10 protein-coding genes and 1 pseudogene are annotated in these 15,305 nt (G+C 37.9%); 3 read left to right on the forward strand and 8 right to left on the reverse strand.

Annotated elements, in window-relative coordinates; all coding sequences use genetic code 11:
• Positions 1-26 precede the first annotated feature (26 nt).
• A complete protein-coding gene (locus ACFILH_RS04865) occupies positions 27-833 on the reverse strand; it encodes a 3'(2'),5'-bisphosphate nucleotidase CysQ (RefSeq protein WP_375658090.1) in 807 nt (268 codons plus the stop codon).
• Positions 820-2,151, reverse strand: coding sequence for a TldD/PmbA family protein (locus tag ACFILH_RS04870; RefSeq protein ID WP_273790421.1), 1,332 nt, complete (start codon positions 2,149-2,151; stop codon positions 820-822). Before ACFILH_RS04870 ends, ACFILH_RS04865 begins: the two co-directional genes overlap by 14 nt.
• Before the next feature lie 1,373 nt (positions 2,152-3,524).
• Here ACFILH_RS04870 and ACFILH_RS04875 point away from each other — a divergent pair.
• A complete protein-coding gene (locus ACFILH_RS04875; protein ID WP_273790420.1) occupies positions 3,525-3,671 on the forward strand; it encodes a hypothetical protein in 147 nt (48 codons plus the stop codon).
• A gap of 210 nt (positions 3,672-3,881) precedes the next feature.
• Here ACFILH_RS04875 and ACFILH_RS04880 read toward each other — a convergent pair whose 3' ends face one another.
• The 3 genes from ACFILH_RS04880 to ACFILH_RS04890 all read right to left on the reverse strand — a co-directional run bounded on the left by ACFILH_RS04880 (position 3,882) and on the right by ACFILH_RS04890 (position 6,816).
• Positions 3,882-4,331 carry a hypothetical protein gene (locus ACFILH_RS04880; protein WP_273790419.1) on the reverse strand — a complete coding sequence of 150 codons (450 nt, stop codon included), beginning with the start codon at positions 4,329-4,331 and terminating at the stop codon, positions 3,882-3,884.
• Between the two features lie 543 nt (positions 4,332-4,874).
• On the reverse strand, positions 4,875-5,441 hold the full coding sequence (gene rsmD / locus ACFILH_RS04885; protein WP_375667456.1) for a 16S rRNA (guanine(966)-N(2))-methyltransferase RsmD: 567 nt from the start codon (positions 5,439-5,441) through the stop codon (positions 4,875-4,877).
• Positions 5,422-6,816 carry a pseudouridine synthase gene (locus ACFILH_RS04890; protein ID WP_375654438.1) on the reverse strand — a complete coding sequence of 465 codons (1,395 nt, stop codon included), beginning with the start codon at positions 6,814-6,816 and terminating at the stop codon, positions 5,422-5,424. The genes rsmD and ACFILH_RS04890 overlap by 20 nt, the downstream gene beginning before the upstream one ends.
• Positions 6,817-7,086: 270 nt before the next feature.
• Between ACFILH_RS04890 and ACFILH_RS04895 the strand changes: the two genes are divergently transcribed.
• Positions 7,087-7,533: a nucleoside deaminase gene (locus tag ACFILH_RS04895; RefSeq protein WP_273790416.1), complete on the forward strand. Its 447-nt coding sequence runs from the start codon at positions 7,087-7,089 to the stop codon at positions 7,531-7,533.
• Between the two features lie 644 nt (positions 7,534-8,177).
• Here ACFILH_RS04895 and ACFILH_RS04900 read toward each other — a convergent pair.
• From ACFILH_RS04900 to ACFILH_RS04910, 3 genes are all read right to left on the reverse strand, one after another.
• A complete protein-coding gene (locus ACFILH_RS04900) occupies positions 8,178-8,669 on the reverse strand; it encodes a hypothetical protein (protein ID WP_375643350.1) in 492 nt (163 codons plus the stop codon).
• Between the two features lie 177 nt (positions 8,670-8,846).
• Positions 8,847-11,762 (reverse strand): isoleucine--tRNA ligase, encoded by a 2,916-nt coding sequence (ileS, locus tag ACFILH_RS04905; protein WP_375667457.1) that lies wholly within the window; start codon positions 11,760-11,762, stop codon positions 8,847-8,849.
• 248 nt (positions 11,763-12,010) lie between these two features.
• Positions 12,011-13,912, reverse strand: coding sequence for a porin (locus ACFILH_RS04910; RefSeq protein WP_375643347.1), 1,902 nt, complete (start codon positions 13,910-13,912; stop codon positions 12,011-12,013).
• Positions 13,913-14,594: 682 nt separating this feature from the next.
• Between ACFILH_RS04910 and ACFILH_RS04915 the strand changes: the two are divergent.
• Positions 14,595-15,305: pseudogene (locus tag ACFILH_RS04915) on the forward strand (tyrosine-type recombinase/integrase); the annotation flags it as partial.

The following is a 15,305-nucleotide window of genomic DNA, read 5'->3' on the forward strand; positions in this document are numbered from 1 at the left end:
GATTATTTTAGCATGCTTTTACGTGATTAAACTAACTTTGTTTGACGAACAACATCTATCATATCTTGACAGCAATTATTTTTACCAGCAATTAAAAGTCCATATTGGTAAGGTTCAATTCCATAAGATAGTAAAGAGGCATCAAGCGATAAAAAACACCCTCCACACTCCTGCAAAATAAGATCAGCAGCGGCAATATCCCATTCATGACAATTTGGACGAACTAATACGATATCAATTTCATCTTGAGCAACAAGAACAATACGATAAGCAAGAGAAGGAAGATAATGGTAAAGACTAACTTGATTGAGGAAATCATCTGGTAATTTTTGTGCGAGCGATTTATCAAGTGAAATTTTATATTTTCGATGAACCTGAAAGGCTAAACGAGGAAGTTTTATCCCATTTAATGTTGCCCCTCCACCCGTTACAGCTGTATAAACATCTCCTTGAGCCGGACATTGTAGTACGCCCACAATAGGACGCCCATTCTCAATAATGGCAACCGAAATACACCAATAAGGACTGCCAGAAAGAAAACCACGCGTTCCATCAATAGGATCAACAACAAAAGAGCGCTCATAATAATCTTGTTTTTCTCGATTATCTTTTGTTTCTTCTGAAATCCATCCATAATTTGGACGTGCCCCTAGAAGCTTCTCTTTCAAGAAATGATCAACAGCAAAATCTGCTTCACTGACCGGGGAATCACCTTCTTTAATCCAGACATCCAACGTGCATCCAAAATACCGCATTGCTAAATCTCCTGCCTCTCGACAAACGTCACGCAAAAGATTTAAATCAGAAGAATGATGCGTATTATTTTCCTGCAAGTGTCATCCCTTCAATTAATAATGTTGGAGCTGCTGTACCATAACGCCGATCAATATCATTGGCAGGTGTTAAATGTGCTAACATATGAAGCAAATCAGAGCCTAGCGTTACTTCACTCACCGGATAAGCAATTTCACCATTTTCAATCCAAAAACCGGAAGCCCCACGACTATACTGACCAGTAATAAAATCAATGCCATGACCGAATAATTCGGTCACATAAAATCCATTTCGCAAATCTTTTATCATATCGCAAGGCGATACTAAACCCGGTTCAATAGCAAAATTTGTACTGGTCGGCTGCACTAATGATGCTGAACGCACACCATGTCCATTTGTTTTAAGTCCCAGTTCACGTGCTGTAGATGATGAAAGAAGCCAATTTTTTAAAATACCATTTTCAATAATATTGAGTGTTTGTCCCTCTACCCCTTCTCCATCAAAAGGATGAGAAGCATTTCCACGTAATCGCAAAGGTTGATCGGTTACATTAACATTAGGCTTCATCACTTCCTTACCTAGGAAATTCTGTAAAAGACTCGTTTTTCGAGCCACAGAGGCTCCATTGACCATAGATGCGATATGCCCTGCAATTCCACGAGCCGTACGCGGATTAAAAATAACATCAACGCCCCCAGTTGCCGCACGAACTGCACCCAAACGTCGAACTGCACCAAGCCCTGCATTCTTTCCCACAGTTTCTGCTGCCTCTAAATCAGAAAAATGTAAGGCTGTTGTATAATCATAATCCCGCTCCATCTGTGTTCCTTCACCTGCAAGAGCACTACAAGAACGTGAAAAACAACTTGAGCGATAGGCTCCACAAAAACCATCGCTGGTCACAAGAATAAACCCACTACGGCCATAAGCTGTTGCAGCGCCACCAGAATTGCTTACACCTTTAATATCAAGAGCTGCTGCCTCTGTTTTTAAAGCATCTTCTGTTAAAAAATGACTGCTAGGTACAAAATCATCAAAAAGATCAAGATCTTTAGGATGCTTAACCAAACACTCTTTATCTGCCAAACCTTCAAATAAACTATCGGGAGAAGCTTTAGCCATCGCAACAGCACGTTCCGCAAGTTCTTGCGGATAAGATCCTAAATTAGCAGAAACACTTGCTACTTTTTTTCCAACAAAAACCCTTAGAGTAAAATCATTGCTCTCTGCTGCTTCTGTCGATTCAACTTTCCCAAAACGAACTGATACACTGGTAGAATGAGCATGAACAATAACAGCATCAGCAGCATCTGCCCCAGAACGCCTTGCTGCTTCAACCAGCGAAACTGCTTTCTCAATCTGGTTTTTGTCAGTCATCATAGACTCCCTAAAATATTTTATTATTTACATTGATAAGCATTCTGACAAATTTATACAAATCAGAATATAACTCTTGTGTGTTTATTCATAAGATTATGCATATTTCATGCATTCTTTTTTTTAATGCATTAAATCATTTCCCTTTTAGCTTCTTTATGAAAAGACGTAATATGCTGTATATGCCGTAAAATCTCTTTAGTTTCAAGATTTCTCATGGGCCCTTATCATTTTAGATAATCCAATCTGTACTGACAATCAAATCAACCGAAAATTTGGCAATTAACAAAAGGCCTAACAATAACATTTGAATTTAAGCCAAAATCCTCAAAAATTCGAAAAGTATAAAATGACTTAAGTCACAAGCCTTATGTCCTCTGGATAGTCAAATAACTTCCTTCATTCCTATAGCATTCTTTAATTTCCAAGCAAGAATCAAGAAAATGCCTTATATTTGTGTATACTTCTTTGCTTCTATAAACTCTCTCATAATAAGATGGCAATCTTGTAAACAAAAAAATATAAACGGAATAAAAAAATTTTTCTTGCGTTATTGCTTCAACAAAATGAGCAGTCATTAGCTTCTTTATTCTCATAAGCGTGATATCACAAAGAACTCATTTTTTATATTTATCAGAAATAAGTTATAATCATAACATTCTCTCTCGTTTCTAATGCGTCTAATCAAGAGCATCTCATTTTTCATGCCTCATCCTTAACTGGTTATTTTGTTACTAAACAGATATAACTTAATAGACTCTTTTTCCTGAAACAAAAATCCCAAAATACTGGATAGATTTTGATTTAAGAACTACACTCCTTCCTCTTTTCCTTCCATTAAAAAATAAAGAAGCGTAATATTGTTATAAAACGATAATCAATAAAACTTTTATATAAAACTCAATGTTGTATCTATTGTTCAATTCAATCTACAATAAGCATATTCTTCCAATTAATTTGGGCAAGTTTATCGCTCATAATTGTTTTAATAGATACAAAAATATTTGCAGAAACTGGGATATCTGTGCGCATTTTAAAAAATCGCTTTTTAAACATTTAAACCAAATACATACAACGATACGAGATTAATTTTTACGAAAATTAAGGGAGGTTTTATTTTATCATCTAGAGCCTTTTAGAACTGCACTCTCTAGAAAAGTAATCAAAGAAATTATCTGTTCTTATAATCTTTTAATCAAAAAAACACTTTGATTTATAATCATAATTGATCATTTTGTAATTTGCATAAAAGAATCAAATATCATTAAATTTTCTCCGTTTCGAACCTATTCATGTTGAATCAATCACAACTATTTGCAAGCATATCATCAGTAAGGGGCGTATGAATAAAAACTATTTAAGAAGGAGTCAAAATGTCTTTTATGAATGCTCTCAAATCAAAAACTATCGCAACATTAGAAACTGGCAAATATCATGACAATATCAACCTACAGATTCACAAGAGCAGAAATAAGCTTCTACAACTTTCTTTATTTTCAGTAAAAATGCGCGCCTTATAAGCTTTTATATATTGAATAAAATTCAATGGCTTTTATAAGATCTTTGGTGCAAAATTAATTTTCTCAGATGATTTGACACGATTTCAACGACTAACTAAAAAACAGATCATAGCTCATCGATTTGCTATATACTCATAACTGATTTCATTCTAACAAGGCTAAGATTTCTGCACCTTTTTTAAGGTATTAACTTCTTTATAAATGCCCCCCTTACGAGATGCTTTTGTTTTCAGTAAGAGCACGTCTGCTCATTTCAATCATTGCATCGCGAAGATGTAACTTAATTTTTGACCCAATAATCATTCCAAAGAAAGGAGAAAATAAACCAGACATGGTTACAGTATGACGAATTTTGTTATTTGAAGAACCCGATTTTGTTGAACAAATATATTCATGATCAAAACTCATACGTGTAAAAGGAAGTTTAGCATAATCAGAAAAACAAACATTTTTTATAACTTTATCAAGTGTAAAAGTTACTGTAGGTCCCTTTTTAGGTTTCATGCGTCCTATAGCACCTTCTTTGAAAGGACCAGAAAGTTCTACCCACTCAAGTTCACTATCCCAGCAAGGCCATGATGCCACATCTTCCCATATAGCCCAAATTTGCTCAGCACTTGCTTCTGTACTAATCTCTTCACTATATATCCAATTAAACACGATAATCTCCCCTTTTTTACAAATTACTTATCTTTAGTGATAAAGAATAATATAAAAAAGTATCCTTAAAGCTGCACAACGATAAGATACTTAATACTCTCAGATTTACTTAATATGTAATGACTAACTCAACAAGCGATATTACTAAACTAAACACACAAATATTCAGGATAAATGAACAATATTTTCAATACTAAACAAAATATCTTTTTTAAGTTTAGACAATAGCAAAAATAGAAGTTACGCATCATATAAGATATCAATGCAGACTGCATAGCTTAAAGCTTTCAACTGCTGATGAAATGTGATGATTAAGGTATGGCAGAAAGAAATTAGATAAAAAAGATCATAACTATTATCGAGGAATATATATCCTATTGGAGAAAAAACATCCTTCTGTATTAAAGCTAATAAAAATTCATCAATTCCTTTAACATTAGAATCTTTTATTGATTTTCTGCTTAACCTTTTAAAAACCATATAAAATGAAGAAAACTGTGAAGAAGCATTTTTTCATCCTATCGGATAAAAACAAGAACTTTCTCAAGATGTAAGCGATCGTAATTTATAGAGACGTATTGCTGTCTCACCATAAAACCGCTCATCATCTAAATAAAAGACATCAGGTAAATGAATCATTGTATCTTTCTTTTCTTCAAGTATGAAGAGTGTATCAGCTTTTGCCCACCCCCCTCGCAAAGCTTCTACAAAAGCACGTTCACCTAAACAACGGCTATAGGGAGGATCAGCGCAGATAACATCAAATGGAAGCATTGTGCCAATATTGCCAAGTTTGGTCGCATCACGACGCAAAATCCGTCCTATCGACTGTAATTCAAAGGCTTCTATATTTTTTTGAAGCAACCCACGCCCCTCAACCGAGTTTTCAACAAAAACAGCCGCCTTTGCTCCACGCGAAAGTGCTTCGATGCCTAAAGCACCAGTACCAGCAAAAAGATCAAGAATGCGTTTATTGGTCCAAAATTCTTCTTCACGGCTAGAAAGAATATTAAAAAGGCTTTCACGTGTACGATCACTCGTTGGGCGAATCGACTGATTAACAGGCGAAAACAAAACACGCCCAGCAAATTTACCGCCTATGATCCGCACGTGGACCTCCAAATCGCTTCGAAGTTTTTGCACCGTCCCTATGTGGTTTAGATTTTTTCATAGCACCACCAAACGATTTTTTCTTTCTCTCAAAAGAATGTTCATCATGACCACCTTTTATCATGTTCTCTTTATCCTTTAAAAAGCGATCTTTCTTACCAAAGGGGTGCGTCTCATCATAAGATGTTTTGCCACGTTTTTGAACAAAACTTCCCCTCTTCTCTTTGTGTGACGGACTTTCTTTTAGTTTTTCCTTGCCTCGATGAAAGGATTTTTTACCATCCAAACCGCTCTTATGATCATGCGATTTCTCCTCACTATAGGAAGGCTTTCTACGTGCACTCTGGGGACGCGCACCAGGAGCCATCCAAACATTAGCACGGCGAGAACGCGGTAAAAAACGCTCTGCTTTTCCTTCTTCACTTTTCTCCTTCTTTATATTCTCATGAGACTTTGTACTTAATTGCGCGCGACTATGTTCAACAGAACCATCTCTTGGTCGGCGCCGTATCGCCCTTTCACTTGAGAAAACCCAACCATCATTTGCAACAGAAAGATCTTTCTGGCTTTGCTTTTCTGCAACAACTGCAGAATTTGAAAAGGGTTTCAGAATAGGAGCATCAAAATCTGCATTGGCTTGCATAATCAAACGCTCCCCCAACTGATCTCGTAACATCCGCCCTTTTAACTCTTGCACGGCTCCTTCTTCTAAATCAGAGAGATGAAATGGACCATAGGATACACGGATTAATCGATTAACTGATAATCCCAATGCCCCTAAAACATTCTTTATTTCACGATTTTTTCCTTCACGCAACGCAACAGAAAGCCATATATTCGACCCTTGTTCACGTTCAATTGATGCTTCAATCGAACCATAAAAAATACCATTAATCGCAATACCATTTTTAAGGTTATCCAGCGCACTCTGTTTTACTCTTCCATGAGCACGGACGCGATATTTGCGGACCCATCCTGTTACAGGAAGCTCTAATACACGCGCTAAGCCACCATCATTGGTTAAAAGCAAAAGCCCTTCCGTGTTAATGTCAAGCCTTCCAACAGAAAGAACACGCGGCATTCCTTTTGGTAAATTACTAAATACTGTAGGTCTGCCTTCAGGATCACGGTTCGTGGTGACAAGACCTGCTGGCTTATGGTAAAGCCATAAACGCGTTCGTTCTATAGGAGGTAAAGGTTTGCCATCAACTTTAATAACATCAGAGCGGCTAACATTAAAAGCAGGCGTTGTCACGACTTTACCATTCACAGAAATACGACCTGCAACAATCATCATTTCTGCATCTCGACGCGAAGCAATACCAGCACGCGCTAACCTTTTAGCAATTCGTTCACTCTCATTATTTTCATTCATTTGCGTTTCAAACCAATCTTTGCAAGTATGTTCAGAAAATTATTCACATGCACCATACCGCTTATCCTGAAAAATGAAGTAGCATAATCATTGATCATTTTCTATCCTTTAACGACAATAATGTATCTGCCGACTTGCAAGTTTGTTTTAAACTCTTAAAAAAAATAGAGGTATTCTTTTCATTATAAAAGCGTAATAAATTATTCATTCTATAGCATTCCTTATCGAGATAACCTTTAGATTTTCTATACCTTCAGTAGAAAGAATATTATGACTTTGACGCCCATGGAAATAGCCCTTTTAGAAGCACAAGAGGCTGCAAAAAAAGATGAAGTTCCCGTAGGTGCTGTCATTACACGTGGAAAAGCTATCATTGCACGCGCTGGTAACTTTATAAAATCTGCATATGACCCTACAGGACACGCAGAAATACGCGCAATCCGTATGGCTTGCGAAACATTGCAAAACGAAAGGCTTCCTGATTGCGATCTTTATGTAACACTTGAGCCTTGTGCTATGTGTGCTGCTGCCATTTCATTTGCACGCATACGTCGTCTCTATTACGCAACAAATGATCCCAAAGGGGGTGCTATAGAAAATGGTCCACGTTTTTATCAGCAACCAACCTGTCATCACAAACCTGAGATTTATTCTGGTTTTAAAGAAAAAGAAGCTGCTCAATTACTTAAAGATTTTTTTGTACAAAAGCGATACTAAAAACAATTCTTCTTCCATAACTTTCACTCTTAAAAAACTATCCTACTTCTCAAAAAGACTATTAATTCTTCTGACATATATAGTAAAAGCTATTTCAAAGCATTTTTCTCTCTTTTAATCCTGCATATTGCTTCTATTAGATGATACATTCATTCATAAGAATAATTCATTATTTTGTATAATAAAATATAAATTCCAACATATCGTAGATCTACTCTCTTTCAAATTACATTGAAGCAATAAAAATCACTTTTTTGCACATCATAAGCGGGATTATCGTCTGGATAAAGAACGTTGTAGAAAAGACTAAAAATGTCTCTTATGAAGGCTCTCAAATGCAAGAATTGTCGCAACTGGAGTCTGGAAAATAAAATGATGGTATCAGCTTTCTCCTTCCTAAGCATCAAGATAGTGGAGTACAATAGATTTTACGTTATACTATCCACATGAACGATGTTGCAAAATGAACTTGAGAAATATTTCTTGTTAGGAAACGCATGAAGTACTCTCTCGATGCTGTTGTCATATTGCTATTTCATGAGAATAACACCCCTCCTCCAACAGCATTATAACTGTGCATGAATGAGAGCTTAGTATCATAAGTAATTGGAAAAATACTTTACTTTAAATATTTTGTCTTTCCCTTATCGACCAATAGGTGCGGTTTTTGCCGGTTGGCGATAACTTAAAGGTGGTTCAGTGAGATAGCGACGGTATTTTGAACTTCCAACTTGTGCTCTCTGACGACGTAAATATTCCTGTCGTTGCTTCGCATTCAACTGTGAAGGGTTTTCTGAACCAGCGCCATTAACTGACGATCCTTTATGAGGAAAAGGAGTATTTCCTTGATGCTTCTTCGATGCTGCCATTTCATTGACAGATCTATCTTGTTGTGGTACCGGCAAAAATCTGCGTGAACTAGGGCTTGGTATTACAAGTTTTGGATGAGGTTTCATAACAATCTGGCTGCTATTATTTGTTGGTGTTAATGAAGTAATATTAGCAACATCTTCAAAAAACTGTATCGAAACCGGTTTATTGGTACCATAGGTAGGAGCGGATAAATTGCATCCCGTTAGAACAAAGCACATCCCTAAAATTCCTATTGGAAATATTTTTACTTCACGTTTTCTCACTGCCTATTCCATTTCCTAAGTATATGGCTGATTAATATTCCCGTTATTTATGAGAGAACGGTCCATACACAAATTTCCCCCCTGCAGAAAAAACAACGGAATTTACTTTGTACCACAAAAAACTATATTCATCAATATGAGAAATATACTTGTACTCCTTTCCCTTGATTTAAAATTTTAAATCTTACCAAGAATCTGTAGTTCCCGCAAAGCAGCTGCATCACGAGCAGATACATCCGGATAAGCTGGATCACTCCCAACATCTTGTGTATAACGCCATGATCGAGCACATTTTTTTCCTAATGCCTTCTCTGGATATACACCAACACCTTCAACATCATTCAAAGTAAAAGAATCGGAAGGTATCGTGTCCTGCCTAATTGTGAGTGCACTGGTAATACAGATCTCCGCCATATCCACATTTTCTAATGCCTCTCGTAAAACCAGATTGGAAATAAAAACAATAGGCGCAGCTTCCAAAGAGGATCCAATACGCTTATTAGCACGTTCAAGCTCTAAAGCACCTGTCACAACTTTACGGACCTGCCGAATTTTTTTCCAACGCTCAGCCAAAGATTGGTTTTGCCATTCTTCTGGTACAGAGCGAAATTGTTCCAAATGCACCGATTGGCTTTCTGGATAACGCTCTAACCAAGCTTCCTCCATAGTAAAAGGCAACATTGGAGAAAGCCATGTTACCATACGCTCAAAAATCTCACGGACAACCTGCAAGGAGGCCTTGCGTTTTTTTGATGAAGGCGCATCACAATAAAGAGAATCCTTGCGGATATCAAAATAAAATGCCGATAACTCAATGATTGAAAAATCCAATAATGCACGCATAATCTTTTTAAAATCAAATTCGTCGTAAGCGCGATTAATCAACTGATCAAGTTCAAAAAGCCTATGCAATATAAATTTTTCAAGATCCGGCAGTGCACCATAAGATATTTCTTCCCCATCATCATGTGCTAAAGTTCCTAGCATCCAACGAATTGCATTGCGTAGTTTACGATATGAATCCACATTTGTTTGAAGAATTTTTTTGCCTAAACGCTGATCTTCCCAATAATCGGTTGTCATAACCCAGAGACGAAAAATATCAGCTCCAGATGTTTTAATGATCTCTTGCGGAACAACCGTATTGCCTAAAGATTTAGACATTTTCTTACCATTCTCATCCAAAGTAAAACCGTGTGTGATCACGGCTTTATAGGGAGAACAAGCACGCGTACCACAGCTTTCCAAAAGAGAAGATTGGAACCATCCGCGATGTTGATCTGAACCTTCAAAATAAACATCAGCAGGCCATTTCAAATCAGCCCGATCTTCTAACACAAAGCTATGGCTTGCTCCAGAATCAAACCAAACATCCAAAATATCATAAACCTGTACCCAAGGCTCATGTGCACGCTCACCTAAAAAACGTTCACGTGCTCCTTCAGCAAACCATGCATCTGCCCCTTCTGCTTCAAAAGCCCGTAAAATACGCTCGTTCACACCTTCATCTTTTAGAATAACACCATCCTCATTCGCAAAAATACAAATAGGAACCCCCCAAGAACGCTGACGAGAAAGAACCCAATCAGGACGATCCTCTATCATAGAAGCTAGGCGGTTTTGTCCAGAAGATGGCACAAAACGCGTTTTTGAAACAGCTTCCAAAGCCCGACTACGTAAAGTTGAACCATCCCCAAAATCTTTATCCATTGAAATAAACCATTGTGGTGTATTGCGAAAAATAACGGGTTTTTTTGAACGCCAACTATGGGGATAGGAATGCTTTAAACGCCCCCGTGCAAACAATCGATCTGCTTTAATTAAAGCGTTAATGACCTCTTTATTGGCGTCACCCATTTTTCCATTATCATCAATAACACGTGCAGGTCCTCCTTCACGATCTGGTCCTAAACCTAGAACATCTTTCGTATAGAACCCTGCATCATCAACAGGAAACGGTATAGATGAATCAATCCCCGCTTGCTCCAGTAAGGACTTATAATCATTCCAAATTTCAAAGTCCTCACGCCCATGGCTTGGTGCTGTATGGACAAAACCTGTACCAGCACTCTCTGTTACGTGTGAACCATCAAGCAATGGAATTTTATAATTATACCCTCCAGCTAAACCTTTGAGTGGATGAGAAAGAACAAGAGCTTTCAATTCCTCAGCAGAAATAACACGTAAACGCTTCAAAACAAGTTTGGCTTTTTCTCCACAACTCATCGCTAAAGCGTCTGCAAAAAGAAGCTTTTCTCCCACTTGAGGACCAAAATCATTTTCAGCACTTTCAACTTCGTAAATACTATAAGAAATCTGCGAAGAATAACTCACTGCACGATTGCTTGGAATTGTCCACGGTGTTGTTGTCCAAATGATGACATGAGCACCATATAAATCATCAGAATTTGCTTCAAAAACAGGAAACTTAACCCAAAGCACCTCTGATTCATGATCATGATATTCAATCTCAGCCTCTGCCAAAGCCGTACGCTCCACAACAGACCACATCACTGGCTTGGAACCACGATAAATCTGATCTGACATAGCAAATTTTATCAATTCACTGGCAATGCGTGCTTCTGCATGAAAAGCCATTGTAGTATAAGGCGCGTTAAAATCTCCCACAACACCAAGGCGTTTAAATTCTTCACTTTGAACGGTTACCCAATGCTGTGCAAATTCACGGCATTCTTGACGAAACTCGTTAAGAGGTACCTCATCCTTATTTTTTCCTTGTGCTCGATATTTTTCTTCAATTTTCCATTCAATTGGAAGCCCATGGCAATCCCAACCAGGAACATAATTTGCATTAAAACCGCGCATTTGGAATGAACGGACAACCACATCCTTTAGAACTTTATTTAAAGCATGCCCGATATGAATATGACCATTTGCATAAGGTGGACCATCATGAAGAATATAAAATGGACGATCTTTTGCTTGTTGGCGCAATTGCGCATAAAGCCCCATATTTTCCCAACGCGCCATCAATTCAAGCTCTTTTTGCGGAAGCCCTGCACGCATAGGAAAATTTGTCTGTGGGAGATAAAGAGTTTTTGAATAATCTATTGTTTCATTTTTCACAGCCATTGTGAAATATCCCTGTCCACTTTTACGATTTCATTTTTGCATAACTTCCCTGAACCCTGCAACTCTGGTTTTTATCTATAGGGAAAGCCGAGCTTATCATTCGTATTAAGCAGCGATCAGGAAAATATATCATCACACTCTATGGGCTTTATCATGAAATTCACAAGAAAAGAAACCAAAAAGTGATCTTTTAAAAAATAAAGGCTCCACTGACAGTGGAGCCTCTTAGAAATTTACTCTTTAAAAAATTAGAATTTATAAGCTACACCAACACGGAAATCATTGGTTTTGTAGTTAACTTCAAGTTTTTCCTTTGCAAATTTCTTTTTACCAAAATCAGAGTAACGATATTCTGCACGTACAATCACATTATCCAGAAGCGAGAAATCAACGCCACCACCAAGTGTGTAACCAATCATGGTTTTTGTTTCATCAGCTAAATTCTTAGAAGAAACGACTCTTCCATCCTCATCCTTAACGGATATTGATACAGTGTCTTGGAATTGCCCATAAGCAATACCACCAGCAAGATAAGGCATAAAGCGATCAGCAGCAAAACCAATACGTACCCGTGTAGCACCACCCCAATTTTGTTTGAAAGTATGACTTAACGTTTCAACTTCATACTCTTGATCAAGACCAAGTTCAGAAGCCATCTTTTTTATTTGTTCTATACCATATACACTGGAATCATTCTTATCCACCGCTTGTGTACTTTGTGCACCGTGTCCAGCCATATTCTGTCCACCATGAGAACGAGAAGCATGTGGATTAGCACCATGCGCATGAGCACCAGAACCATGCCCACCTGCATGAGATGCACCATGTGGATGAGCATTTCCGCTACCATGGAAAGAGCTATGATGATTCCCGTGTTGGGCTCCGCTTGTTCCATTAGAAGCTTTTGCTGATTCAGAGGATGCCCCTGATCTCGCGAGTATAAGTGTCCCTCCGCTCGGTACTGTTCTTTCTACTGCTGATGATTGTGATGCAGGTTGTACCGATGCAGGTGCTTTTGCTGCTGGCTGACTTGCTTCTGTTCCCGTTGTTGAGGTAGAGGGCGCGGGTTTTACAGCAACGGATTTTGTTGGAGTAGATTGCACTTGTACAGCCCCTGTTGATACAGATGACGTTTCTGCAGATTTTGCAGACGCCGTTACTCCATTTGTTCCTCTTACTGATGGTTGATCTCCTGTGTCTGATCTTGCCAATAGGAGCGGTGACCGCTCTGGTGAGCTTGCTCCTGTGGTAGAGGATATTGATTTAGATTCAGGTAATTTTAATCCATTTACCGATGTCTGTCCTACATCTGTTCTCGTCACTTGTCTGACGAGGACTGGTTGTGTTGTTGACGATGCAGATGACGTTTTTGATGATAGCGTTGAAACTCCTGATGCTCTTTCCACCGTCACTGTTTTTTCTGCTGTTGTAGAATGAACATTGCCAGAATTGCCAATTGTTGTGGGTTGACTTGATTGTCTTGCTTCTGCATTTGGTTGTTGAGCTGGATTTGCTTGTCCAGTTTGTGCTGTAGCAGGTTTTCTTGACTTGGATTTTTCTGTTGGAGTTACCGTTTTAGCTCCTGCACCTGCGGATATTCCTGAGCCTGCAGGTGCTCCTGCACTTGCAGCTCTTCCTGCGCCTGTGGATGCTGTTGATGCGGCTTTTTGTGTTTGTGATCTACTTGATGTTGTTACTTGTAGTGGTTGAGGCGTTGGTAGGCTTGCGGATCTGCGGGATCTTACGACTGCATTTTCTACTGTAGTGTTATCAGCTGCACCTATAGTAATGGTCTTTGTGTGTTTTTTTCCAGATATCATTAAATCCGTATCGACGCCAAAAATAAAGTTGTCACCGAGATCAATATTAGAACCTGCATAAAAACCACCTGCAAAACCTGAAAGTTTAGGAGAGAACTCTTTATCCAGTGGTAAACTCTTTTCTTGACCAACAAGAGCCATATCAGCTTTGCTCGAAAAACCACCCGCTTGAACACCTAAATAAAGACCTGTCCATGAAAAAGTAGGCGCGATAATGGTAGAAGAAGTCGATGATGCTGGCTGATGAGGAATTATAACATCAGCAGCTAGTGCTGTAGACGCTGAAATTAAAGAAAAAATAGACGCTGTTATTAAACGTTTTGTATTCATAAAATCTCTCCAAATATCCAAAATGAAATATATATAGAGCATCTTTTTTGAAAGATCTGTAGCAAAAATGACACACTCACAAAAAAATAAAGAATTTTTGAAAATAAGGCTTCTTAAACTTTTAATTTTGCATTCAATGAGCATTTGTAAACTAAATCACACTAAAATTATGTGTATTAAAGTTGGATTCATTTTCATTAAAGTTTCGCATAACTGTTAATGATAATATTCTTTATAAATTTCTTTTTATCAAAATCTAAATAACAGTATTCTGCATACAATAAACTATTATCTGTTATTGCAAAATCAATGCCAGCGCAAACAGTGAAATCAAATATTGCCTTTTTTAAAACCAAGCGCCATCAAAGTCTCATCTATTTACCAGCATGATCTACTTTTAGTACTTTAGCAATAGTATTTTGTATCTAAAATTCAGAAAAACAAAGGACTTATTCAAACACTCGCAAAAAAAACTTTTAGATTCTTTGCATAAACATCTTCATCCTGCTACATCACATTGATTTATAAGGATAACTTATTGTTTTCATATTGAATGAAAAAACTAATACTGTAGGATTCTCTCATTTTAAATCTGTTTATCTTGAATCAATCAAAACCGCTTGCTTGCACATCACAAGCGGGGCTGGCGTATGGGTAAAAACTATAGAAGAAAGGACTAAAAATGGCTCTTATGAACCGTCTTAATGCAAGGACTGTCGCAACACCCACGAGCTGGTAAATATAATGATGGTGCCGGCTTGTTACTTCATAAGTGTAAAGATGGAGGTGCTCAATGGATTTACCGTTTTACCATTCATGGTCGGCGCCGTGAAATGGGCTTGGGAGCGTTGCAAGATGTTTTTTTAAAACAAGCTCGTGAATTGGCAACTGGGTGGCGTTCTGTTCTTCGTGAAGGTCGTGATCCTATTAAAGAACGTGAAAAACAAAAGCGTGAGGCAATAAGTAATCTCCATTATTTAAAAGATATCGCGTTGGATGCTTTTGAAAGTCGTAAAGCTAAATTAAAAAATGATGGTAAAGATGGGGATTGGTTTTTACCATTACGCCTTCATATTCTCCCTAAACTAGGCTGTCTTCCCGTTTCTGAGATTACTCAAACAGAGATACGCAATACACTTGCCCCTATTTGGCATTCAAAAGCTGGAACTGCTTATAGAGCTCTTATTCGTCTCAATCTTTGTCTCAAACATGCGGCTGCATTAGGATTGAATGTTGATTTACAAGCAACAGAAAAAGCACGCGCGCTCTTAGGTAAACAACGTCATAAAACGCAAAATTTACCAGCCATGGATTGAAAAGATGTGCCGGCTTTTTATAAAACACTCTGTGAAGCATCAACCATAACACAACTGGCTTTGCGTTTGCTTATTCT

Origin of the sequence: Bartonella sp. CL435QHHD (assembly GCF_042195095.1) — a bacterium.
GTDB lineage: Bacteria > Pseudomonadota > Alphaproteobacteria > Rhizobiales > Rhizobiaceae > Bartonella.